This window comes from Stieleria marina (genome assembly GCA_007741555.1).
In the GTDB taxonomy this organism is placed as follows: domain Bacteria; phylum Planctomycetota; class Planctomycetia; order Pirellulales; family Pirellulaceae; genus K23-9.
The window spans coordinates 4,350,927-4,374,578 of record CP036526.1 but is presented as its reverse complement, the minus strand read 5'-3'; the positions used below and the strand labels follow the sequence as shown (position 1 = coordinate 4,374,578).

Annotated in this window: 17 protein-coding genes; 12 read left to right on the top strand and 5 right to left on the bottom strand. The window is 57.6% G+C overall.

What is annotated here, in order from left to right:
* Positions 1-423 precede the first annotated feature (423 nt).
* The 3 genes from ahcY to K239x_RS15690 all read right to left on the bottom strand — a co-directional run bounded on the left by ahcY (position 424) and on the right by K239x_RS15690 (position 5,116).
* Entirely contained in the window at positions 424-1,770 is a 1,347-nt protein-coding gene (gene ahcY, locus K239x_RS15700) for an adenosylhomocysteinase (RefSeq protein WP_145419193.1), read from the bottom strand.
* A 389-nt stretch (positions 1,771-2,159) separates the two neighbouring features.
* On the bottom strand, positions 2,160-4,076 hold the full coding sequence (locus K239x_RS15695; RefSeq protein WP_145419192.1) for a calcium-binding protein: 1,917 nt from the start codon (positions 4,074-4,076) through the stop codon (positions 2,160-2,162).
* A 260-nt stretch (positions 4,077-4,336) separates the two neighbouring features.
* Positions 4,337-5,116, bottom strand: coding sequence for a phosphoribosylanthranilate isomerase (locus K239x_RS15690; protein WP_419189010.1), 780 nt, complete (start codon positions 5,114-5,116; stop codon positions 4,337-4,339).
* 26 nt (positions 5,117-5,142) lie between these two features.
* Here K239x_RS15690 and K239x_RS15685 point away from each other — a divergent pair, with 26 nt between their 5' ends.
* The 5 genes from K239x_RS15685 (at position 5,143) to K239x_RS15665 (ending at position 10,689) form a co-directional block, all read left to right on the top strand.
* Entirely contained in the window at positions 5,143-5,850 is a 708-nt protein-coding gene (locus K239x_RS15685; protein ID WP_145419191.1) for a hypothetical protein, read from the top strand.
* Between the two features lie 317 nt (positions 5,851-6,167).
* Entirely contained in the window at positions 6,168-8,345 is a 2,178-nt protein-coding gene (locus K239x_RS15680; RefSeq protein ID WP_145419190.1) for an ExeA family protein, read from the top strand.
* A gap of 171 nt (positions 8,346-8,516) precedes the next feature.
* Positions 8,517-8,960 carry a hypothetical protein gene (locus tag K239x_RS15675; RefSeq protein WP_145419189.1) on the top strand — a complete coding sequence of 148 codons (444 nt, stop codon included), beginning with the start codon at positions 8,517-8,519 and terminating at the stop codon, positions 8,958-8,960.
* Between the two features lie 138 nt (positions 8,961-9,098).
* Complete coding sequence (locus tag K239x_RS15670) at positions 9,099-9,857, top strand: polyprenol monophosphomannose synthase (RefSeq protein WP_419189009.1); 759 nt, start codon at positions 9,099-9,101, stop codon at positions 9,855-9,857.
* A 178-nt stretch (positions 9,858-10,035) separates the two neighbouring features.
* Positions 10,036-10,689 carry a DUF4332 domain-containing protein gene (locus tag K239x_RS15665; RefSeq protein ID WP_145419188.1) on the top strand — a complete coding sequence of 218 codons (654 nt, stop codon included), beginning with the start codon at positions 10,036-10,038 and terminating at the stop codon, positions 10,687-10,689.
* 181 nt (positions 10,690-10,870) lie between these two features.
* On the opposite strand, the gene K239x_RS15660 is transcribed toward K239x_RS15665, so the two are convergent.
* A complete protein-coding gene (locus K239x_RS15660; RefSeq protein ID WP_145419187.1) occupies positions 10,871-12,319 on the bottom strand; it encodes a TolC family protein in 1,449 nt (482 codons plus the stop codon).
* A gap of 386 nt (positions 12,320-12,705) precedes the next feature.
* On the opposite strand from K239x_RS15660, the gene K239x_RS15655 reads away from it, so the two are divergent.
* From K239x_RS15655 to K239x_RS15640, 4 genes are all read left to right on the top strand, one after another.
* Positions 12,706-14,304 carry a hypothetical protein gene (locus K239x_RS15655; RefSeq protein WP_145419186.1) on the top strand — a complete coding sequence of 533 codons (1,599 nt, stop codon included), beginning with the start codon at positions 12,706-12,708 and terminating at the stop codon, positions 14,302-14,304.
* Between the two features lie 50 nt (positions 14,305-14,354).
* The gene (locus K239x_RS15650) at positions 14,355-14,708 is read left to right on the top strand and encodes a hypothetical protein (protein ID WP_145419185.1); all 354 of its coding nucleotides are present in this window, start codon (positions 14,355-14,357) and stop codon (positions 14,706-14,708) included.
* Positions 14,709-14,988: 280 nt separating this feature from the next.
* Positions 14,989-15,807 (top strand): alpha/beta fold hydrolase, encoded by an 819-nt coding sequence (locus tag K239x_RS15645; protein ID WP_145419184.1) that lies wholly within the window; start codon positions 14,989-14,991, stop codon positions 15,805-15,807.
* A gap of 317 nt (positions 15,808-16,124) precedes the next feature.
* Positions 16,125-18,407, top strand: coding sequence for an efflux RND transporter permease subunit (locus K239x_RS15640; protein WP_145419183.1), 2,283 nt, complete (start codon positions 16,125-16,127; stop codon positions 18,405-18,407).
* A gap of 46 nt (positions 18,408-18,453) precedes the next feature.
* On the opposite strand, the gene K239x_RS15635 is transcribed toward K239x_RS15640, so the two are convergent.
* Positions 18,454-19,677, bottom strand: a complete 1,224-nt coding sequence (locus K239x_RS15635; protein WP_145419182.1) for a serine hydrolase domain-containing protein — start codon at positions 19,675-19,677, stop codon at positions 18,454-18,456.
* Between the two features lie 180 nt (positions 19,678-19,857).
* Between K239x_RS15635 and K239x_RS28715 the strand changes: the two genes are divergently transcribed.
* The 3 genes from K239x_RS28715 (at position 19,858) to K239x_RS15625 (ending at position 23,312) form a co-directional block, all read left to right on the top strand.
* Positions 19,858-20,025: a hypothetical protein gene (locus K239x_RS28715; protein ID WP_419189008.1), complete on the top strand. Its 168-nt coding sequence runs from the start codon at positions 19,858-19,860 to the stop codon at positions 20,023-20,025.
* A 129-nt stretch (positions 20,026-20,154) separates the two neighbouring features.
* A complete protein-coding gene (locus K239x_RS15630) occupies positions 20,155-21,162 on the top strand; it encodes a DUF1571 domain-containing protein (RefSeq protein ID WP_145419181.1) in 1,008 nt (335 codons plus the stop codon).
* 236 nt (positions 21,163-21,398) lie between these two features.
* The gene (locus K239x_RS15625) at positions 21,399-23,312 is read left to right on the top strand and encodes a S1 family peptidase (RefSeq protein ID WP_145419180.1); all 1,914 of its coding nucleotides are present in this window, start codon (positions 21,399-21,401) and stop codon (positions 23,310-23,312) included.
* Positions 23,313-23,652: the final 340 nt, after the last annotated feature.

Genomic DNA, 23,652 nt, shown 5'->3' with positions numbered 1-23,652 from the left:
CCCGTGGCTAGCGCCAGCGGCTGAGGTGCGCGTGCGAAATCAGGAGAAGGAATGGTAATGACGTGGCGTCGTTGGTGGAGCGTGAGCCGGTTTTTGGTGGGGAGGACCGTTGGTGCTGTTAGCCGCTGGCGCTAGCCACGGGCATTTATCGAATATGGGAATCCGCGCGACGGCAAGGGAAAACGTTCGTTGAGCCGAGGCGTTGATTGAGCCGAGGCGTTGATGGCGTATCTTGGGCTGGTTTGGGGCGGCCGGAAAAAGGCCCGTGGCTAGCGCCAGCGGCTAACGAGGCGGCTGACGTGGTTGGGGGTTTGCGCAAACTTTGACGGTTATGCGGGTGCATGAAAAAACCCGGCCTGGATCGATTGATCCGGACCGGGTTTCGTGAAACATTTTGCCAAGACGCGTCATGGCGGCTACCGATTAATAGCGGTAGTGGTCTGGCTTGTAAGGGCCTTCGACGGGGACGCCCATGTACGCGGCTTGAGTCTCGGTCAGCTTGGTTAGCTGGACGCCGCAAGCATCCAAGTGCAGACGCGCGACTTCTTCGTCCAGAGCCTTTGGCATCAGGTAAACCTGAACCTTGTACTTGTCGTTCTCGCGGTTTTCCCACAACTCCAATTGAGCCAACACTTGGTTGGTAAACGAAGTACTCATCACGAACGATGGGTGTCCCGTTGCACAGCCCAAGTTCACCAAACGGCCTTTGGCCAAGATGATGATGCTGCGGCCGCTGTCGGCGAACGTGTAACGATCGACCGAGCCGATTTCCGCCGGTTTGATCTCGCTGCACGTTGCTTTGCCCGCTGCGACTTGAGCTTCGACCCAAGCGACATCGATTTCGGTGTCAAAGTGACCGATGTTGCAAAGGATCGCGTCGTTGGGCATCTGCGAAATGTGTTCGCCCAAGATGATGTCCTTGTTGCCCGTTGTGGTGACGAACAAACGACCTTCTTTGCAAGCTTCGTCCATCGTCGTGACCTCGAAGCCTTCCATCGCAGCTTGCAAAGCATTGATGGGGTCGATTTCCGTGACGATGACGCGGCAGCCGTAGCTCTTCAAACTGTGTGCACAGCCTTTACCCACGTCGCCGTAGCCACAGACCACAGCGACTTTGCCGGCCAACATGACGTCGGTGGCACGTTTCACACCATCAGCCAGCGATTCGCGGCAACCGTAAAGGTTGTCGAATTTGGACTTGGTGGCCGAGTCGTTGATGTTGATCGCAGGCACTTGAAGCTTGGCCTCTTTGACCAAGACGTCCAAGCGGTGAACGCCAGCGGTGGTTTCTTCGCTGATGCCGTAGATGTCGGTCAGCAGCTCTGGGAACTTTTCGTGAACCATGGCGGTCAGGTCACCACCGTCGTCCAAGATCATGTTCAGTTTCTTGCCGTCTTTGAAGTGCAGGGTTTGCTCGATGCACCAATCGAACTCCTCGTCCGTTTCGCCTTTCCAAGCGAAGACAGGAATTCCGGCGGCGGCAATCGCAGCGGCCGCGTGATCTTGGGTGCTGAAAATATTGCAGCTACTCCAGGTCACTTCGGCACCCAGTTCGACCAGTGTTTCGATCAACACGGCGGTCTGGATGGTCATGTGAAGGCAGCCGGCGATGCGAGCGCCCGTCAGCGGCTTGGTCTTGCCGTATTTTTCACGTAGAGACATCAAACCTGGCATTTCGTTTTCGGCCAGTTCGATTTCTTTGCGGCCGAACTCGGCCAACGAGATGTCTTTTACCTTATAAGGTAGACGATCAGTATCCACTTGCGACATTCAAGTCACTCCGTAATGAAGGGATGTAATACGCGCATCAGCACGCGCCCAAGGGGCTACAAACCCAACACGGGGACTCCCGCTGGTTCGCAATCCCCCAAACGCACTGCGTCCGACGCGAGTGTAAGGGGGAGAGAGCAGAACTCTCAGTTCGTCCCTATCATAGGCAATGCGTCAAGTTTTGACAGGGGCAATCTGGCTGCCATTCGGATCGCTCGGCTTTGGGGTGATGCTAGCGTGGGAGAGAGGCCCCTAGCTTTTGCCCGACGACAAAGTACCAAGCCGACTTCGCGCTGCCGCTTGATTGGTTGACCACGACGGAGACCGTTCTCTCAGCGGCTGCATCGAAGACTTCGGCTACCGTTGGCGGAGTCAAAACGACACGGCCGTTAGGGCAGTTCGATTTGGAAATAGCCTCGTTCTCCCGCGTCGGTCGCGGTGTCGATTCCGCCTCCTCCGTGCAGCAGGTCCAGACCTGCGCCGCCGGTGAGGAGATCGTCGTCGAGCGAGCCGTACAAATCGTCATCGCCTCCTTCGCCGCGAAGCTGGTCGTTTCCGGCGCCCCCGTTGAGATAGTCGTTGCCGGTGCCGCCGAACAGTTCGTCGTCGCCTTGCGAGCCCAAGATCGTGTCGGCAGCCGCGCCACCGAGCAGCGAATCGGTTCCGGATCCACCATTGAGGTTATCGCTGCCGCCGCCTCCCGAAATCGTGTCGTTGCCACTGTTTCCCAGCATCGTATCGTTGCCCGAACCGCCGACCATGGAATCGTCACCAACACCGCCAATCATTTGATCGTTGCCGGTGCCGCCATCCAGAAAATCATTGCCCGGGCCGCCGCGTAGTAGATCGTGGCCACCGTCCCCTAGGAGTGAATCATCATCGTTTCCGCCGACGATGTCATCGTTGCCCGCGCCGCCGTGCAAAGTGTCAAAGCCCGCGCCGCCCAAGACGCGGTCGTTTCCGTTGTCGCCCCAGAGCTGGTCGTCGCCGGCGCCACCTGAGAGCGTGTCGTTTTGGTCGCCGCCGTACAGGAAGTCAGCATCGTCCATGCCAAATACTCGGTCCGCGCCGGCTTCGCCAAAAAGTTCGTCCACACCGTCGCGACCGTACAGCGAATCGTTGCCATCGCCGCCGAACAAAAAATCGTTTCCGGCGCCGGTCCGCAGCAGGTCGTTGCCCGCGCCGCCAAACAATCGCGCGTCTGCGGTCACACTGGATTGGAACGTCACGTCGTCGTTTCCGCCCAACGCGTTGACGATGATTTCGCCGACCGGCAAGGCCCAGATTCCTTGATCCTGGCCATCGATGACAATCTGTAAACCCGCGGCGACTTGGCTGACCGTGATCACGTTGGCGTCTTCGGTCCCGTCGACGATCAAGTCATTTCCAGCGACATAGACTTGGTTTGCCGTGACTTCCCAGCCAATGTCCGTCATCACGGCCCAATCCAGCGGCGTCGGGAATTTGCGAGTTCCGCTGGTGATGATCGGATCCATCGCGGTTTCTTGTCCGCCATCGGTCGTGCCGTCCGCGAAATGACTCAAGTCCGAGTACAGCGGGACATTGCCGCCGAAATCATATTCGCCCAGCGCGGCCGGTCCCGTGAACTGGCCGCCCGAGATCCAAGCATCAAACGAATCGGCGCTGCCAAACCCGAGAGCGTGAATCAATTCGTGATACGCCACGCTTCGAAAATCCGATTCGCCACCGACCAGCCCCGTGGTCGTTTCGTCGTAATGCCAAGTCGTGCCGACCGAGTCGAACGCGACGGATCCGCCCCAGGCAGCAAAGTCCGTGTCGGTGGCGACGCCCGTTTGGCCTCGCTGCCGAATCGCATCAAACCACGCCTGGTTGCCGCCGGCCGAAAAACCTCCGGGCCCCGCCGAGCCCAGTGTGTTGCCGCCCAGTTCGCGACCGCCGGCATAGATTCGATACTCGTCGGCGGCGATCGTCGGATTCACGACGTGCGCTCCGTAAGCACCGGTGGCGGGATGAAAGAACCGCAGGTCCCACGAATTACTGCCCGACGGTGTGATGGCATTGAAACTGTCATTGAGCCGGGAGCTGATGTCCGCCGCGACGTCTTCCAAGGCATCGCGGGCGGATGTGTTGCCAAAGAAACCTTGGGTGTCCAGCGAATAGTCGATCGCGATGGAAACAGAAAAGTTGATCCGCGTCTCCAGCGTCTCGGCCGTCAGTCGCCGGCGGCGGCCACTGACGCGCGGTGAACGACGGTAATTCGGCGAACGATTTAGCCGCGGACGTTTTGCGGAAACTCGCGGTGGACGGATTCGCTGAAAAAGCATGGTCGGTTCGATCGAGCTGGAGGAGGGCGTCAGAAAAGCAGGGCGGATCGCCGATCGTGGCGTCGCACCGTGTCACGCCATTGTCGCAAAAGGAATTCGGATTCGACACCCACTTTTTGGAGGATGGCCGGATGCGCAAGAGATTGTTAGCCGCTGGCGCTAGCCACGAGCAAATGCGGTTTGGTGGCCGATGGGTAATGCAGGCAAAGGCCCGTGGCTAGCGCCAGCGGCTAATAGCACCGGCGAAATGCATCCGTCCATCAGAGGCGCGAGGCGGCTTGGAAGAACGCTTGGATCTTGCTTGGCGATTTGATGCCTCGAGTTTCTTCGGCGCCGCTGGCCGTGTCGATACTCTTGGCCGTCGATTCCGTAATCGCGGCGGCCACGTTGTCGGGGTTCAGTCCGCCAGCCAGTGTCCAAGCGAGGTCGGGATGGCTGGCGGCCCAGGCGGAAACGATGCTCCAGTCGAGTGTTTTGCCGCTGCCGCCGTGTGCTGCTCCGGCATCCGCGTCCAGCAACGGATGACAGCCCACCTCGGTCCACGGCGCGACTCGTTGCTCGATCAAGTCGACCGATAGATCGACCGTCGGCAACTTGATCGCTCGGATGACTGAGTGTCCGCTGGCGATCAGTTCGATGGCCGTTTGGATTAGCTCGTCGCCATGAAGTTGCACGGCGTCTAAACCCACGACACTGTTGACCGCTTGGATCGCGGCGGCCGTCTCGTTGACAAAGACCCCCACGCGAAGCAGTCCGGCATCTTGGGCGGCAGTAGACAGCGACCGGGACGACGGGTCGGCAGGTTCAATGAAGCGAACGCTGGGCGGATAAAAATTCAGTCCGACCGCGACGGAGTGGTTGCGTCGCGCCGCATCGGCGTTGGGGGACGCATCGTGCGTGCTGCTGATTCCGTCACAGGCCGCGCGGACCGCGTCGATGTCCGACTTGAGCCGGACGCCGCAGATTTTGATTTCAAACACAGCATTCCTGCGGACAATCGATTGAATCGTAAAATTTCGCCACTTTGGATTTCGGTTCAAGCCCGAGCGTTTCCGATGCAAGGAAGATGAAACGTTCAGCCGCCTGCATCGACTTCCTGCTCGTCACGCTCGCCGTGACGACAATCTTGCTGTCATTGTTGCCGCTTGTCGCCAAGCAGCAATCCCCAATGGCGGACTCGGCGATTGACGGCACGCCGCAAAAGCTAGCAACTGCAAGCCGCGGGGCGGTTGAATTGCCACGCACCAAGCGGGCTGCGGAAGTGGTCGCGGATCCGCGAGTCGCAGTGGCTCGCTGGCAAAGTGAAGTGGACACATTCTACGCTCGTCGAGACCAGCACACGCAGCGTGACGCGGCGAAGACATTGCAATCGCCTGAGTCGACCACGACTTCCGCGGTCCAGACCGTCAGTTACGACGTGGCGGCATCGCCCAAGCCTAGTCTCCCCGTCGCAAAAACGTCCTCCGCCAGCACTTCGGCTCAGTCGTTGCCCAAGACTCATTTTGGCGTCGTTCTGCAAGACCGTCATGTGCCCATGACCTTCTTCTTTTCGATTTGCGGCGGGCTACTGCTGGCGCTGGGGTACCTGGAATGGTCTCGGCAAACACCGGAGGTCAAACCGGTCGCGATCGAATTTCACGATTCGCAGGACGAAGTGACCCACGTCGCGTTTGATCCAAAATGGGGCACGCTGAAACCAAGCAAATCCGTCACGGCCAGGCGAGCCACGTTGGCCAGCGTCGTGATTTGGGCCCTCGCAAGTTTGGTCCTGTAATCCGCTGGTGTGGCGACTGTTGTTAGCCGCTGGCGCTAGCCACGGGAATTTACGCGTCATTGGCCATTGCGGATTGCGGTGGCGACGTGTGCGTTCCAAGTGTTTTTTGCTGGTATTAGCAACGTTGGGATGGTCCGATGAGTGCCCGTGGCTAGCGCCAGCGGCTAACGGTGGTTAACGGGGGCAATTTTGCTTCAAGATCCCATTCGGGTTGTGCCGATGTTAACGATTAAGTGGGTTATGCGTACTTTGCCGGTGCCTTCCTTCGCCGGCGCGAATCCACCGTGAACGTCCTCCAAAAGTGATTTGGTTTGCCGATGTCGACTTCTCCTTCCAATGCATCCATTCCACCGTTTCCACCTTTCCCGAGTGCCGCCCGCTACGTCGACTTTGGTTCCACCAAAGACACCGTGGCTCGCGTCAGCCGCGCGATCAATAGCGGCGAATCTTTGGCACTGGTCATCGGCCCTCCGGGCGTTGGCAAATCGCTGGTCTGCAATGTTTTGGCACAGCAATTTGCCGAAATGTTGGACGTCGTCATGTTGGGCGAAATCCCCATCACCGACGCTGCGTCGTACTACCGCGCCGTGCTGCATCACTTGGGCGTGGACTATCAATCGATCGCCGAAGGAGACTTGTACGTTTCGCTGGTCGATCGCATCACCGTCAACGCTGCCGACAAAAATGGTTTGCTAATCATTGTCGACGAAGCACAGATGTTGTCTGCCGAAGTGTTGGATGCGATCCGCACGACGACCAACATTATGAAACACCAGCAGCCATGGGTTTCAGCGGTGGTCTGCGGAGGCGTGAAATTGGAAGACACGCTGGCGTCGTCATCGATGGAAGCGTTTACGCAGCGAGTCGCCACACGCTGCTATTTGCACCCGATGAATGCGACCGAAACACGTCAGTACATCAGCGAATCCATCCGCGCCTGCGGAAGCGATCCCGATGCGACGATGACGGACGAAGCCATGGGCGCGGTGCATCACGCGTGCAACGGGGTGCCTCGTTTGATCAATCAGATGATGACCGAAGCGATTGATTGTGCGGCGGACGCCGAGCAAACGATCATCGACGAATCAGTCGTCGATCGCGCCTGGGCAACGCTGCAACAATTGCCCAGCCCAATGGTCGAAGAACAAAAGATCGTCAGCCAAGGCGCGCCGATCGAATTCGGAAGCTTGAGCGAACTGTCGGAGATGCGAACGATATCGGACGTCTCCGGCCAGTCTGCGGCAGTGGAGACAAGCTCCGTCGAAACAGACACGGTTGAAACAAGTTCCGTCGAAACCGAATCGCTGGATGACGCGTTCGATGACGAGCAGGACGAGGAAGTTGCTAGCTTGGGCGAGATCGGCACCGACGAAGAGCTTGACGTCGTCGACACCAGCAACGAATCCAAGCTGGCGTTTGCTGCCGGCACGCTGGCGGATGACTTGGACAGCGAGATCGACGCTGAAGCCGACGAGATGTCGCCACAAATGCGTCTTCTCTCGGGCGAAACCCAGTCAGCTGGCGAGGCCGATGGCGAAATCGACGCTATGATGGAACAGGCCGAAGAAGCTGCAGTTGAAGCAGCTGTTATCGAAGAAACAGCCGTCGAGGAAACAGCCGTCGAAGAAGCTCCCGCGATCCAAGCCGAACAGCCCACGATCGTCAGCGTCCAAATGACGCCCGCGACGACGCAATTGTTTGGCGAATTTGATGCGGAAGAATCCCTGTCGGTTGCCGAGATGGTGTCGCAAAAACCGTCGTTGGTTTCCCAATCGGAAGTCATCGCACCGGCAGACGAAATCGAAGCCGAATTGACAGCGGAGGCTGAGGAAGCGGCGGCTGAAGAACAGTTCGCGGAAGTTGAAGCAGTTGAGATCATCGCCGAGGAAGTTGCTGAATCGGACGACACGGTTTCGCGAGATGTCGTGAGCTTTGAAGCGGAAGTGTCCGAGCAGATCTTGTCGGTCGCCGCCTTGCCGCAAGACAACTTGCAAGAAATCAGTGCCGTGGATGCTTCTCACGAACCTCCCGCCGAAATGCGTCACACTCAGTCGATCGACTTTGAAGCGTCGTTGCACGATGAAGTGTTGTTGCTCAACGAGATGGCCACTCAGGCTCGCTTCGGTGGCATCGACCAAGACAACACGTTCGCCAATCCAGAACAGCCGGCGATGTCGTCGCACGAACAGCCGCCAATCTGGTTGGCCGAAGAACAGGTCGCGATTGACAACAGCGAGCAATCGATTGGGCAGCCCACAGGACAGCCCAACGCTAGCGACACTCGCCAGTTTGATCAGCCTGAGCGGATGCCAGAGCCATGCGTGGTCCAAGAGCTAGACGACATGCAGATCCTGAACGACGACAGCGATCTGCTGATCATCGAAGACGAACTGGACGTTGTGCCACGCCCTCACGTTGCCGACGTGAAAGCACGCGATACGACGATCGACGTGGACTTTCAAGCGATGTTGTCCAAGATGCGCACCGGGACTTGAGCACCCAGCGGGTTGGATTCCGCTGCTGCGATCGTCGCCAGCGGAAGCTTGGTCGCGGGATCTTGATGGCGGCTTAGAGAACAGTTTGCTGCGAAAAATCGGCGGCAGATGAATGCCAGCAAAAATTTGCGGCACGATTCGATGGATCAACTCATTTGGCGGACTTGAATCATGTCCATGAAAACGATCGCCGACGAGATCATCCAGGTTTGCGGCGCATCTCGGCGGACTCCTGTGCTGCTGGTTCCGGCCAACTTGAAACTTCGGCCTGCGTTCTTCGTTGCCATTGCCAGTGAACTGTTGACCAGACACGAAGTCGGTCAAGTTCGATTCGATTGGTTGGTCGACGACCGGATGTTGCAAAACCATCCCGCCGCGTACGCGCGGTTTTGGAACACGCGACGTTCGATCAGGCGGATCAACCGAAAGCTGCAGCAATCGCTCGGTGCCGCGACGATGGAACTGTCCAGTCGTCTGAGTCACCCGGTTGAGTCGAGTTCTTTGGAGCCGAATCCTCGTAGCAGCAACGGCACGCGGTCACGCATTCCGCTGGGGATCAGCACGAGCGGATCGGATCTCCCTCCGTGGAGCGAAACGTTTACGCTTCGCATCTAAGCCGCCTGCCGGGTTATATCGAATTCGCCTGCACCATCGGCAGACCAGGACCTGCCGTGTGGGACGTGTTGACGCTCCGGCGGCAGTTTGTCACCGTCTAGCGGTCCCTCTGACTGTTTTCACGAGTCGATCCCGAAATTGAATGCTTCCTCCCGTGGCGTGTCCGCTGCCGAGCCCGACACCCACTCGCGCGCTTTGATCGGCGTGTGCACTTACAACGAAGCCGCCAATATCCAGCGGATGGTCCAACGTCTACGATCGGCGCTGCCCACAGCTGACGTGTTGGTGATCGACGATGATTCGCCCGATGGCACCGCTGACTTGGTGCACGAGATCAGCGAAAACGATGCTCGCGTCAACGTTCACGTTCGCAAGAACCAGCGAGGACTGGGCGGCGCCATTGTCGCGGCCGCCCAAGTCGCGATTGATTCGGACTACGACTTCTTTATCAACCTGGACGGCGATCTCAGTCACGATCCGGCCCAGCTTCCCGCTTTGCTCTCGCTGGCGATGGCGTCACCCGAAGTCGACGTGGTGGTGGGTTCCCGCTATGTCGCGGGCGGCGAGATTGTCGGCTGGCCGTTTCGGCGGCGAGTGATGAGCTGGATTGTGAATCGGTTCGCGACGTTGTTTTTGCGATTGCCACTGCGAGATTGCAGTGGATCGATGCGATGCTACCGCGTCAGTGCATTGCGAGCATTGGACCTTTCGACGCTGCGTTGCCAAGGCTACGCGTTGCTGGAAGAACTGCTGGTGCGCCTGCATCGCAGCGGGAGCCAGTTTGCCGAAGTCCCGATCACGTTTACCGAACGCCAGGACGGGCTGAGCAAACTGACGCTTCGCGAAGCCGTGCGGTCGATGTGGTTTATGGTTCGACTCGCGTTTGCCAGCAAATAGTCTTGCCGGTTGGTGCTTCCTGCTGGCGTGGTGCACGTTGCTGGGTCGCAATGCAAGCGAGCCGTTTCAGTCGAACGAGAAAAGATTCGCTCTAGCATCCAGTCTGCTTGGTCGGTTACAGGGGATTGGTCGTGTTGCCCACGCGTGTGCCTACTCTTATTCCCACACGGAAGTCGTCATGTTGCGAAGTCTGCTGAAGCTGATCAAGAATCAAGAGAGCGTTGACGCGGTCAACGACGTGCCTCCGGTCGGGGAAACGGCATCGCATCCGGCTGGTTCGGACACGGATAGCCGGTCAATTAGTGACGGGCCGATGATCGCGGGCAAAATAGGCGCCGGCGGAATCGTCGAAGTGTCGCAGCCACCCGTGCCAGCGGCAAACCACCGAGCGTGGTTGTTAAGCAAAGACCTAACACACATCAAAATCTGTAGTCCGCGACGATGCGAGCGACTTGCTAAATACGGCATCGTCACCGCGGGTGATCTGGCCAAAGTCGACGCGGAACATCTGGTTCAACAGATGAACGCCCCGCACAGCGCCGTCCGGTCGCTGCGTCGGTACAGCGCATCGATCCGTTTGGCGGCGTCGGTCCCCGGCATGATGCCTCGCGACGCCCAACTGTTGATCTGCATCCACCGGCACAGCGTTCGCGCGATCGCGATCGATTCGCCCACATGTCTGTATCAAGATCTGCAGCGTTTCGCACACAGCACCGCCGGGCGCCGTTTGGTTCGCGAGCGCCGCTTGCCAAGCTTGCGGAAAGTCAAGAGCTGGGTCAAGAACTGCCGCGAACAGGGCGGCAATCAAGCACCAATGCGTGCGGCTGCGTAGCGAGAGAAGAAAGAACGTTTCTTTATAGCGGAATGGCGCCAGGCATCTGGTCTCTGGCGTACCGGTATCTATCGCACTGGACGGCTCGCGCCGTTGCGCTAACCGTCGGCCCCGGTTCTAAAACGCGACTTGCTTTGCGGCAGCGAAAGTCACGCTCAGCCAAGCAAATCACGCCGAACGACTACTTGCCGTACAGCTTGGATGGGTCGGCGTCGGGGTAGCATTCGCCCCCGGTCGCGACCAGCAGATCGATGGCGAGCGAAGCCAAACGGGCTCGCGATTGTGCCAGCGATTGGCCGGCTTCGACACGCCGCATTTGAGCGTTGGTGACGTAGCTACCTTCGATCCGGTCGACCTTGAATTGTTGCAGTGCCAACCGAGCCGCTTCGCTGGCCGATTCCTGAGTCTGCTGCAACATTTCGACGTCCAACAACGCTTGATGGTACTGCGTCAGTAGCGATTCGACGTGGTCAGCGGCCGAGTACACCGTCGATTGAAACCCCTTCATCGATTGTCCGATGGGGCTATAAGCTTGCCCAGATCCGCCCGGTAATCCACCCGGTAGGCCAGCGACTCCGTTCTGCGAATCCGCTTCCACCGCCGCAAAACTCCACGTCTCGGCACCGCCCAAATTGAAATCCAGCGATTCGTTCAGCGTCGATGGCTGACTGCCGCCCGTTGGGTTCTTGGCCGTCAATTCGCCCTGCAGCGACAGATGAGGCATCATCGTGACTTCGGGGATGCCGGACTGCACGCCCATCGAAACCACTTGCTGTTCGGCTTGACGAACATCGTGCCGTTGACGAAGGACGGCGGCGGGCAAGCGACGATCGAGATCCGGAAAACGAAGTTGCGGCGAATGCGCGATCCCCTTCAGCATCGCAGGCGACACTTCGCGGCCGGTCAGCGACGTGAGACGTGCGACGGAAGTCTCCAGTTCGTTGCGGATCGGTGCCATCATGGATTTGGTCAGTCCGACCGCACTTTCGGATTGCAGCACATCCATGCGTCCGGCTTTGCCATCGGCGCGGCGTTGCTTTGCTTGCGCGACCGCTTGTTCCTGAATCGCCAGGTTGTCGTACAAGTCTTGCATGCGTTCCAAGTGGTAGCGCACGTCGACATAAGCATTGGCGACTTGTTTTAGCGTTTGACGTGTTGCGACGTTGGGACCGCCCACTGCCAGCACCTGATTGCCACCATCTGCGTAGGCGCGAGAACCGCTGCCCGATTGCAACGCGCTGCTTTGCAGGAGGCGCAAGTGCGAACCGCCCAGGAGTTCCCAAGCGGAGAGCATTTGTTTGGGTGACTGAACCGATGGCGGAGTCAGCGCGGCGGTGATCGACGCGGGCGATGCCGGTGGAGCAACCTGATACGACGTGCTGGACGTGGATGCTTGGTGGCCACTGATGGCTCCGCCCAAAACACTTCCGTTTCCAAGCATGGGGTTGGCGATCAGATTGGCGCTGGCGGGAATGACGCTGGACTGGCCACGTTCGGGGTGATACGTCGGCGCAGACTGGCGTTTTCCAAAATGGCATCCGCCCAGTAGCAACGAACCCGCCAGCGCCGAACCGAGCGTGACTGGCAGGTAGATGGCGACCGATTTGCGAGGATGATCCGAATTCAACATGGTCGAAGCGTTCTTCTTTGCCCAACGGGTGCGTGTAAAAAGGGCTCGATTTGGTTACGATCGGTAAAGCGGATGATCGAAAGAGCCGCTACTATCGTTTCGTCCATTCCGGGCGGCAAAAACGCTAAAGACCGAACCAGTGATTCGACCGGTATAACCAGCAAAGTCGCCAGCAGGTCCTCGCGGTCGACCAACCAATCGCTTCCCTTCTTTCCCTACCACGTTGTTGAGAAGTCCCCTGTTTTTCGCGATCGATCTCGCTGGACATTGTCCAACCAAGTTATCTTGCTAGGGTACTTTGCTACCATAGCGGGCCTCATACTCCGCGCGCTTGATCTGATATTGCGAACGCTAAAATCCGCCAACCACACGGACGCTGCTTGACGATGGCTGCTAATGATTCTGGACGCCCGCTTCCGCCCGCGCCCGAACTTTGCTTGCTTTGGGAATCACAGCGTTTCCCCATCCGGTCGCTGTCCACCAAGCAGTTTGTCGTCCGCTGCGAATCGATGGTCCGCGGCCACGATCCCAATCAGCTGGCTCCGGTGATGAACGGAACACTGATGAGCGATTTTGGCGAAGACATCGCCGTCTTGTTCCGAGTCTGTGGCACGGACCAGAAATTTGCTCGCTGCCAACTGGCTGCCCTTTCGCATTCAAAAACCAAACGGATCGAGCGGCTCAATTCCGCTTGGCAATCCGCCCTGGCGCGCGCGGCCGAAAAACGAGCCCAACAGGCCAGGCGAAAGCGGGAGCAAGAGCGGCAAGCCGAAATCGAACGTTTGACCAAAGCTCAGCAGATCGCTGATCAGAAAGCCGCTGCCGCGCAGGCGTCGGCGATTGCGTCGGCAACCACACCGGTGCCCGAGAGCGACATTTCCAAAACCCAGTTGCCTGCAAACCCGGCACCCGAAAACGCACCCGCTGTCGCGCCGATCGCCCAACAGTCGGCCGACGCAGTCTTTGCTGCCAGCCAGTTTGACGCGTCGCAAGCAACGGCCACAACTGCGGCAGCTAGCTCGGAATCTTCCCTCGCTCCCGATGGCAAACCGCCCGCGCATCCGCCAGCCAGTCAGCGTTCCAACCTAGCTCGCTACTGCTTGGCCAGTTTGATTGCTCTGGCCGTCGTCGGATTGTTGTTCGCTCGAGGAGGCGGAGACAAAAAGCTCGCAGCGACCAATCAGCAGCAAACTGAACAGCAGCAGACCGGTACAGCGCCGCAGTCGCTGGCATCGACTCCGACGCGGCAACAAGACCGCGCGGATACTTCCCAAATCACCACACCAGACGCTGCGTACGCTACGGCGCACGCTACGGCCAATGACCCTGCACTGGATCCGACGCACGACAACGCTCCGGATGCCGGCTCCAAGGCAACATCCGTGACGTCACCGGAGACTCCCGCGAATCGGCGCCAGCCAACGCAGTCCGTCGCGCAGGCAGCACCGACTAACGTGGACGTTCCCGTTATGCCAACGATCGCGGATCAGGCCAGCATGCAAAGGACCGAACGTCGCATCGAAAGAGCACAGGCACAGTTGGCTCAGTTAACCAAGCAACGCGAATCGGCGTTGGCCGATCAGGCGAGTGCGATTGAAAAGACCCAAGCGGAAAAGGCAGGGCAGTTGGCAGCTGCCAAGTCCGAATTGACGGAAGCTTCGCAAGCAGTAACAAAACTGCAAAAGCTGCTTCGAGATCTCGCGCCGCTGATTGCCGACGAAAACATCGGGACGGCCGAGGTCGAAAAGATCGAACAAGACTTGGTCAATGCGAAAGCCAGGCAAGCAGAAAAGAAAGCGGCCGTGCAGCAGCTGCGTCAGTCATTCTCGGCCGCCGGCAGTTCCGTTCAGCAAGAAACGCTCAGCGCGATCCAATCCAGAATGCGTTTGATCCAGCAAGACATCAACCAGCTGACACGCGATCGCGACCGGCTAAAAATTTTGGCAACCGGCAAAGTCAAACAAGCCACCCATCAATCTCAGTAAAAAACCGCGCATGGTTTCCACTGTGCCGTCGCTCTGCTTGCCCCCCGATCATGACTACCCCCGTCAATCCTTACGAGCCAACGGCCGCGACCGAGCTGGTTCCCGGCACGCTGCCACGGCGTTCACCCGTCGTGACTTTTTTGGCGTCAGTGCTGGGCCTGACCGCGTTGGGGCTGGCTGTTTTGGTGCTGCTGGAAACGGCGTCCGTGGCCAAGCGACAGGATTTTAAGCTTAACATTGACACCGCCACCGGCCTGGGCGTCGGTTTGGTATTTGGGTTGTTTGCAGCGATCTGGTTCCTGGCCGCGTATTTCAGCATGCGGCGAAAGCGTGGAACCGCCGTCGTGATGACTTGGATAAGCTTTGTAGGGGTTGTGCTGCTGCTGGTCGTTTTAACCGTCTAAAACGCTTTGGGGCACACCAGAACAGCAAATTGACGGACCAGCCCCCAAACGAGCGGGTAGGGCGGTTCAATCACTCCCCAATGCTGACGAGTAGCCCTCAATTCGAGCGAGATAGGCTGTTCGACATCCCGGTGTTCGTAGCTACACTGTGCGAAGCCAGCATTGCAGTCAGTAGCACTGACTGTGACGATCCAGCCGACTTTGTGAAGACACTGTTTTGGGAAGCGCTGGTTTCGCAACCAATGTGTCTCCCCCTGTTCATCCACGAGTTCGCCGCCGAATGATTCAATCGCAATTTCCCGACAAAGCGACACCGGATCGAGCAGATTTGTGTTCGCCGATTGAACTCAGCAACGTTGTGGACATGAATTCAGGTCCCGACACCATCTTGTTCCTGCATGGTCTGTTTGGGTCGCCCGATCACTGGCGGACGGTGATGGACCGGGTCGACAGTCGCTTTCGAGTCGTCGCACCCCAGTTGCCGATCGATCCCGCACCCGGTCGACGCAAAAACGGAATCAAAACGATCGGCGATTTGACCGCGTCGGTTCATCAGCTGATCGAAGATCTAGAACTGGATTCGTTCGTCCTGTGTGGCAACTCGCTCGGTGGGTTGGTCGCATTGGATCTGTGCATTCAAAATCCCGGGATGGCAAAAGGCCTGGTGCTGGCTGGCAGTGCGGGGCTGTTCGAACGCAGTCCGATTCGTGGTCTCCGTGCACGACCGACCAAGAAGTGGGTTCGCAGCACCGTATCGGGCATCTTGAAAGATCAATCGCTGGTCACCGACGAACTGGTCGATCACTGGCATCGTTCGGTATGCGATCGTGATTACGTTCGCTTTCTGCTGCGAGTCTCGCGTGCGACACGTGACCGGACAGTCGAAGACGAACTGGGTGACTTGGATGTTCCGACGATGATCATCTGGGGTGCCGATGACGAAATCACTCCGCCGTCGACCGCCGACGATTTCCAGCGTTTGATCAAAGGATCGAAATTGGAATTCATCGAAGACTGCGGACACGCACCGAACTGGGAGTGCCCCGAAGAGTTTGCTGATCTGCTGAGCAAATTTGTGCCAAGTTGTTTCTCCGAGTAGTCACGTTTCGGAGTCGTTGTTTTGGCAACACGAGATGCCTTGGCAAACCCGCGGCAACATTTGATCGCGGAATCAACCGCCATGCTGCAACCACAGCCACTCGCTTCACTGGCCCGTTTCGGGCGATCCCGGTCTCTCAGGACCGAAGAAGGCAAGTGCGTTTCATTCGATTTGACGGTTCCCTTGTCGCTCCCCGCCGCTAAGGCACTGCAACCCCTTTTACTGCACACCTATTTCTGCACACGCATTGCTGCACATCACTGTTGTTCCCTCCCGGGCAGTGACCTCCTCTATCGTTGACCTTGGCCACTGGCGACATGAATGCACTGTCTGATTCTTCAGTGAAACAGCAAAAGCGTTACGCTCAAGCAACGTTGCTCCTGATGGCCCTGGCGGTTCCGCTGGTCATGTACGGCGCCCTCTTTGCACTTCGCAGTACCTCCAACGATCCTCGGCAATGGCTCCCGCGATCGTTTGCCGCGACCGATACCTACGACTGGTTTGAACAGCAATTTGGTAGTGACGAAATCGCCGTCGTCAGTTGGCCCGATTGCACGTTGGACGATCCCCGCGTCGAACAACTCTCCGCCGCGTTGGTCGCTTCGCCGTTCTATGACCGGGTGTTGACCGGCAAAAGCGCGTTAGAACAACTGATGGCTCCGCCGTTGGAACTGAGCCGCAGCGCTGCCAAACGCCGACTGACGGGAATCGTGATCGGTCCCGAAAACGAAACCACGTGTCTGGTGCTTTCGACTTCCGCTGCCGGTCGATCCGAACGTGTCCAAGCCATCGAAGAAATCGAAAAGCTCGCCGCCAGCGAAACCGGGCTGGACCCCAGCGAACTGCATTTGGCGGGACCAACCGTGGACGCCGCGGCGATCGATATCGAAAGCCGCCGGCTGCTCTTTCAGCTCGCCGGTTTGTCAGCGTTGGTGTCGTTTTTTATCGCGTCGATTCGGCTGCGAAGTATCTCGTTGGCGATCATGGTGCTGGTTGTTGCGATGTACAGCACCGGTGTGGCGCTGGCGATCATGTATTTCAGCGGCGGCACCATGAACCTGCTGATGACCATGCTGCCACCCCTGATTTATGTGCTCAGCATTTCGTCGGCCGTTCACTTGGCCAACTACTACCGCGACGCGACCGACGAAGCCCAGTTGGAATCCGGCGTCCAATCATCGGACTCAGCCAGCGTACTGCCGGTCGGCATCATCAAGACCACTGTGACGCATGGCTGGTTGCCGTGCACGCTGGCCGCCGTCACGACCGCGATCGGTTTGGCGTCGTTGGTGATGAGCAAGATTGATCCGATTCGCACCTTTGGACTCTACTCGGCCCTGGGTGTCCTGCTCAGCGTCGGCGTGTTGTTTTTGTTCCTGCCGGCGGCGTTGTATCTGTTCCCGCCCAAACGGCCAAAATCCGATCCGGCAAAAAACAAGGGCGACACCACGCTTAGTGATGCTGTCATCGCGTTTATCAGTCGGCACCATCTGGCCCTTATGTTGGTGTGTCTGGCACTGATGGCGTTTTGCGGTTGGGGACTGCCGTACATCAAATCGACGGTCAAGTTACAAGATCGCTTTCTGCCCGGCAGCGATGCGATTGGCGACTATCGCTGGCTGGAGCAAAACATCGGCCCGATGGTTCCGCTGGAAGTCGTCATTCATTTTGACCAACAAGATCCACGTGATGCGGCGCAGCGGATGGGTGTGATCGCGGCCATCCAAGGCAAGATTCAATCATCGGCTGAACCGGTCGCCACAATGTCCGCGCTGAACCTTTCGCCATCGCTGCCACGCGGGCGGACCGTCGGCAACGTCGTGCGGCGAAAACTACTCAGCAGCCAACGCGTCCGTGACCGATTGATCGATGCCAAGTTCTTGGCCGAAACCGACACCGAACAGCTTTGGCGAATCTCCGTTCGTGCCAATGCCATCGGCGAACTGGACTACGGCCGTTTCGCCGAAACACTTCGCGAAGACATCCAGCCGTTGTTGGACCAGAACAACGTACAAGGAACCTATACCGGGTTGATCCCGCTGATCTACAAAGCTCAACGCCAACTGTTGCAGGATCTATTCCGCAGTTTTCTGGCCGCCTTTGCCGTCATCGCGGTCGTGCTGGTGTTTGTGCTACGAAGTTTGACCGCCGCGATGCTGGCAATGATTCCTAATCTGTTTCCAGCCATCACGGTGTTTGGGGCTTTGGAATGGATCGACATTCCCATCCAGATCGGATCCGTCATGACTGCCAGTGCCGCACTGGGGATCGCCGTGGACGACACTGTGCACTTCCTGACTTGGTTTCGCCGCGGGATTGATCGCGGACTACCGCGGCAAGCTGCCCTGCAAGATGCGTTTCGCCGATGTGCCGGCGCGATGGTTCATACCACGCTGATCTGTTCGCTTGGACTACTGGTGTTTGCGATCAGCTCGTTTGTGCCCATCCTGCATTTCGCTTGGCTGATGGTATTCCTGTTGTTAGCAGCCCTGGTCGGCGACTTGGTCCTGCTGCCCGCGATCCTGGCCGGTCCGTTGGGGCGTGGCTTTGAAAGCAAACGATCCGCTGCCAGCAATCCACGTGCTAAGCAAACTAGTTAAGCAAACCAGTTAATCGGAATGCCCAGCCGTTAGCGGACACGTCGCACTACGCCGCCATCCGCTTGGATCGCATTTCCGCGACGCACTGGTAACAGGCTTCGCGAACCGCCCGCTCGCGTGGATCATCAAAGATGCGAAAGCCCATTTGGTTGGTCAGATAAGCAAACCCAATTTCGGCGGTCGGGTCGGCCAAGCCAAACGACCCACCGGCACCGGGACAACCAAAAGCCGTATCGTCGACGCCGAATTGAAAACCACGGCTTGGACGCGAAAAACCCAAACTGTACTTGGTGTCCAACGTCAAAATCGCATCGCGATCACCGCGCTCGGGTGACTGGGCCGGTGCGCTCAGTTCTCGCCAAGTCGACGCTTTGATTCCCAGCTCTTTGCCGCCTCTCGCCAAAACGTCGTAGACCTTGGCAATCGCTCTCGCTTGGCCAAACCCGTTGGCCGCGGGGATTTCGACATTGCGGTATGGTGCACTGCCAATCTCTGCCGGATCGTTGACCGGCAAGATGCCTACTGATTTTGATACCAGCGACCACGGCCAGATGCCAGCCAACACCATCAACGGCGGCAATTCATGCAAGTGACCCAACATGGCGGCACGATGAAAACCCTTGATCGTACTGACGCGGTCCTCGTCGATTTGCGGCGGCAGTCCGATGTAAAATTCGATGTCCAGCTGCGTCGCAATCTCGTCTTGAAAAAATGTGCCCAACGAACGTCCTTGCGGGTCTGTGCGGCGGATCAATTCATTCTGAAACCAACCCAGCGTCAGCGTGTGGTATCCATGCCGCGTCCCGGGAGCCCATTGTGGTTTTTGTTTGGCGATGACGCTGGCAAGCTGATCGTGGTCCGCCAAAATGTCGGCGTTCAAAGGACGGTCAACGGTGATCACACCGGCTTGGTGCGACAACAACTGACGCACCGTGATTTCGCTCTTCCCGTTCGCGGCAAACTCTGGCCAGTACGTCGCCACCGCTTCATCAAACTCGAACAGACCTTGGCTGTGCGCGACCGCCATGGCTGCCGCTGCCATGCCTTTCGTCACCGAAAATGACAGCGTCAAAGTTTGGTCGTTCCACGGAGTGCGACTCTTGACGCACTGGTAGCCACCACTCAGATCAACAACTTTCACACCGCGATGAAAGATCGTGCACGCAGCTCCTTTTTCACCGCGATCGACGAAATTGCTTTCAAAGACGCGTTGGACTCGCTCGAATCCGGGCGCGGCGTGTCCTGCGAAACAGAAGTCACTGGATGGCATGAGTTTTCCTTTCCGGGTCGACGCTAGCAATGTCGATCAGCTGCGTGCGAATGCGCCAACGTGCGAATGCCCTACCGTTTCAATGCTAGGTAGGCCCCCCTCAACAAAGCAAGCTCAATGCCAACCGTGAAAATTGCTTTCACTTTTGCGAACTCGCGCGATGAGTGCACAAGACGATGAGTGCACAAGACATTGCGAACTTCTGCGATGGTTGCTCGGCACATGGCCGTTGATCCTGAAAACATGGTGAACATTTACGTCGACATCGCACGTAGTGGCCTTGCCGTCGGCGACTCAGCAGCGCGAATTTACTGTCTTTTCCCCAACTTCATCCCCAAGGCGACATAGCGTCGCAGGCGATCCATTTGTTAGCGTCCTGCAGTCGCATTGATCCTTGGCCGCACACAGCGGTTTGCTGCCAAAAATGATCCGGCCGACGCCTCTTATCTTTTCCTACGTTTGTGCGAGCGCCCATCAATGCCCTCCAAGTCTGCCCTTTTTTGCTCGACCCTGCTCGCTTTGATTGCGCACGTATTGGTCACCGACGCACAATGCCAGCAAATCCAATTGCCACCTCAGGCACTCACGCAAACACAGGCTGATTTGCCATCGCAAACACGACGGCAAGCACCCCGACCAACTTTGACGACAACTCCGCCGGTTCAATCAGTCGCGCAAACGCAGGCTTCGTCTCAGGCTCCCATGGCACGGCAGTCACCCAGCCATCCGCCTGCGCTGACGCCTGTGTCGCACAAACTGCACACGCCCCACATCATTGATCCCGCCATCCAATTGGCGATGACCAGCCTGCAGCACATTCGCGCCAATGTTCAAGACTACGAAGCGATTTTGGTCAAGCGTTGTCGCGTAGGGGGTGTGTTGCCAGAACCCCAATACGCCAAAGTAAAAATTCGTAATCGCAAGACACTTGGTGGGGCAATCCAAACGCCGATGTCGGTCTACTTGCGATTTCTGAAACCGACCGATGTCAGTGGTCGCGAAGTCGTTTGGGTGGAAAACCAAAACAACGGCAACATGATCGTTCACGAATCCGGTTTAAAAGGAATGGTGAACGTCACGCTGGATCCCAACGGCTATCTTGCCATGCGAAATCAGCGTTATCCGATCACCGAAATCGGCATCGAAAACCTAGCCAAAAAGTTGATCGAACGTTGCCATCGTGATCGTCAACACGACGAATGTGATTTCCAACTCTACAACGACGCCAAGATCGCCAAACGCGAATGCCGCATGCTGGAAGTCGTTCATCCCAACAAGCGACCACACTTCGATTTTTACCGCGCCCGCGTCTACATCGACAAAGAACTGAACCTGCCGATCCGCTACGCATCGTGGTCTTGGCCCACCACCGCCGGCGGCGAACCGGTCTTGGAAGAAGAGTACACGTACTTGCGAGTCAAAGCGAACGCGGGCCTGACCGACCAAGATTTCGACATCGACAACCCCGCCTACGGATTCCGGTAACGGCCCAGGGCGCGCGTAGAAGTCCCTCTTGATGCGTCGACTGTGACGATTTGCGAGTCGCCGCGATAGCGCTGTTGCCGATATTGGTAGCTCATTGCGAAACCAATTTCGCAGCGGCGAAACTGGCCCCGCGAAATATAGCTTTTCATTGCCATCTAGCCTTTGCGGGCCGTTGAGCACCCCCCCGTTGCTCTGTACAATTGCGGACAAAAGTCTCTTTTAGTACTTGTTGGGCAATGACAGATGAAATCTTTCGGCGGGTTTGCGGCTGTATTTTTGGTGTTCTTTACGGGGGCAGTCGCGACTGCTCGCGACTGCTCGCGACTGCTCGTGAATGGCAGGCCAAGGGGGGCCAGAAGGTCCAGGGCCAGATGATTGACCAAACGGCGGATACCGTCAGTTTGCAAATTCCCGGCCGTAATGCACCAGTCGTCGTAAAGCTTGAACACCTTGTCGAAGCCGACCAGGCGATCGTCAAAGGAGCGTGGTTCGATCGGCGTGACGCATACCAGTATTCAATGGTGGTCGAAAATCTCAGGTCACTTCAAGAACGACCTAAGACCGTCGTTGGGTTGTTGCTGAAAATTCACAATGCTGTGCCGGAGAGTCCCTACGCGGGGCTTTGGGCATCGGTCGCGCTTAGTCAGGGCTCCAACGAATACTCTCGCGCCGAAGTCGTTTTGCGGGATGTAATTCGCCGGATCGAAAAGCAACAGGCTTTCGACCCATCTCGCCATACGATGACGTTTGCTTCGGCAAGCAACAACATGAGCGTGTGTGTACTCAAGGACCGTCGCGGCGATGCAGCGGCGGCGCGAATGGTTGCAGCGATCAACGCTAGACCGCAGATCCCATCGGTCATTCGTCACAATGCCCAGCTTCTTAATGAGTTGACGACAGAAGCTTCGTTCATCAACTTTTCGTCGTCGACGCGGTCGCGATTATTGGAGGCGCTCGCGTTGGGAGATTCTGCGGGAGCTGGCACGAAACTCCCGGCGGGGTGGCACTATTCTTTGGACTTTGACGTCCCAAGAGATTCAGCCGGAGCAGAAAAAGAAGAAGGCATCGACGCGCCGCGAGCCGAATTGCAGCTGCTTGCGCAGGGCTCCGGTTTCGTCGTCGCACCAGGGATCGTATTAACAAGTCGCCGAGTCGTCGAAACAACGAATTATCGCGGGCCAAAGCTGGTCACGGTTCTCACCAATCCGACCGACCGCGTTTGGAAAGGAGAGATTGTCGACGGGATCACCATTCAAGCAACTCGCACGGTTGCTTCGTCAGGACGAGTCACTACGGGGCGGTTTGGAAACATTCCAACTGGTGAAGTTTACACGAACTACGATTATGTTCGATCGCCCGATGGGCACAGTGGTGCTGAGTTGGCGGCGTTGCGCGTTCCCAATTTGGGGATCAAACCGGTCGCCGTGACGAAAGAAAGCCCATCACGGAACACACCCATCAAAATCTGCGGCTTTGGCCGTAGCAAAAACGCCGTGAGACAGGGGCTGCACTTCGAGGAAGGCGTGGTGCTGGATTCGACGCTTGTTGCGCGAGGCGTATCGCTGGACGGATTGATCGATTCATCGCGTGTCAGTTTTACTAGCGCCCGAGTCTTAGGTGGCAATCGTGGCGGACCAATCGTGAATGCTCAAAATCAACTGGTTGGGATCGCATTTTCGACTCCAACAGGAGGTGACAAAGCCAAGGGGTTGTTCTTCGGTGCGTCTGAATTGCGAAATTGGTTTTACAAAAACAATCAGACCGCCTCCGTCCTTGATCCAGACACCGACGCTACACCCGAAGAGCGGCACGCCACTCTGGTCAACGCGACGATCCCTGTCTTCTGTTGGGGTTTGCGTCAGCCCAGTAACTCGTCCGTATTCAGCAAAGTCGCTGACGGCAGTCGTTCAAGCGGGACTGTATACGTCCGCGACAACTGGTGTATCGCATGCAAAGGGCGAGGGTTTATCGATTGTCCCGTCAAAGGCTGCAAGGATGGGACGGTAACCGTGCGAGTGCCGACCAAACTTGCCAAACTTCGTAATGGAAAAACAGTGATGGGAAGGCTGCCGACGCCCAAAAAGTGCGATCACTGCCGTGGAAAAGGTGGTCAAATCTGTCCGCACTGTAAGGACGGTCGGCTGAAGTAATTTTAGAAGTCTGGCGATTGTTTTTAGCTCCGTGACTTCTGTGCCCGCTTTGTCGCATCGTTGCAATGATGCGAGACGGTTCTAACGAGCAAGCGATGCGCACGTGAAATCGAAGAGAGCCTGCCGCTCGCGCATGAAAAACCCCACTGCGAAACGGGATGTAATCGCAGCGGGGCAGGAGGGGCCGGCGACCATGTGCGGGAAAGCTTCTGATCGCCACTTACTACGCTAGTTACCAAAACTTCTTTATCTACTGTTCACCTATTCACGCCTGCGTTTTGTTTGTGAACGAAATTTGTTTGCATGCGCGGAATAATTTGGATGCATCAAGCCAGTTCGT

What these genes read in the sequence shown, in the direction of transcription:
- K239x_RS15665 (WP_145419188.1), top strand. Translation starts at nt 10,036, where the DNA reads ATGTTGCGAAGTCTGCTGAAGCTGATCAAGAATCAAGAGAGCGTTGAC.
- K239x_RS15625 (WP_145419180.1), top strand. Translation starts at nt 21,399, where the DNA reads ATGACAGATGAAATCTTTCGGCGGGTTTGCGGCTGTATTTTTGGTGTT.
- K239x_RS15695 (WP_145419192.1), bottom strand. Translation starts at nt 4,076, where the DNA reads ATGCTTTTTCAGCGAATCCGTCCACCGCGAGTTTCCGCAAAACGTCCG.
- K239x_RS15635 (WP_145419182.1), bottom strand. Translation starts at nt 19,677, where the DNA reads ATGCCATCCAGTGACTTCTGTTTCGCAGGACACGCCGCGCCCGGATTC.
- K239x_RS15645 (WP_145419184.1), top strand. Translation starts at nt 14,989, where the DNA reads ATGATTCAATCGCAATTTCCCGACAAAGCGACACCGGATCGAGCAGAT.
- K239x_RS15680 (WP_145419190.1), top strand. Translation starts at nt 6,168, where the DNA reads ATGTCGACTTCTCCTTCCAATGCATCCATTCCACCGTTTCCACCTTTC.
- K239x_RS15640 (WP_145419183.1), top strand. Translation starts at nt 16,125, where the DNA reads ATGAATGCACTGTCTGATTCTTCAGTGAAACAGCAAAAGCGTTACGCT.
- K239x_RS15650 (WP_145419185.1), top strand. Translation starts at nt 14,355, where the DNA reads ATGACTACCCCCGTCAATCCTTACGAGCCAACGGCCGCGACCGAGCTG.
- ahcY (WP_145419193.1), bottom strand. Translation starts at nt 1,770, where the DNA reads ATGTCGCAAGTGGATACTGATCGTCTACCTTATAAGGTAAAAGACATC.
- K239x_RS15660 (WP_145419187.1), bottom strand. Translation starts at nt 12,319, where the DNA reads ATGTTGAATTCGGATCATCCTCGCAAATCGGTCGCCATCTACCTGCCA.
- K239x_RS15630 (WP_145419181.1), top strand. Translation starts at nt 20,155, where the DNA reads ATGCCCTCCAAGTCTGCCCTTTTTTGCTCGACCCTGCTCGCTTTGATT.
- K239x_RS15655 (WP_145419186.1), top strand. Translation starts at nt 12,706, where the DNA reads ATGGCTGCTAATGATTCTGGACGCCCGCTTCCGCCCGCGCCCGAACTT.
- K239x_RS15675 (WP_145419189.1), top strand. Translation starts at nt 8,517, where the DNA reads ATGTCCATGAAAACGATCGCCGACGAGATCATCCAGGTTTGCGGCGCA.
- K239x_RS15685 (WP_145419191.1), top strand. Translation starts at nt 5,143, where the DNA reads ATGAAACGTTCAGCCGCCTGCATCGACTTCCTGCTCGTCACGCTCGCC.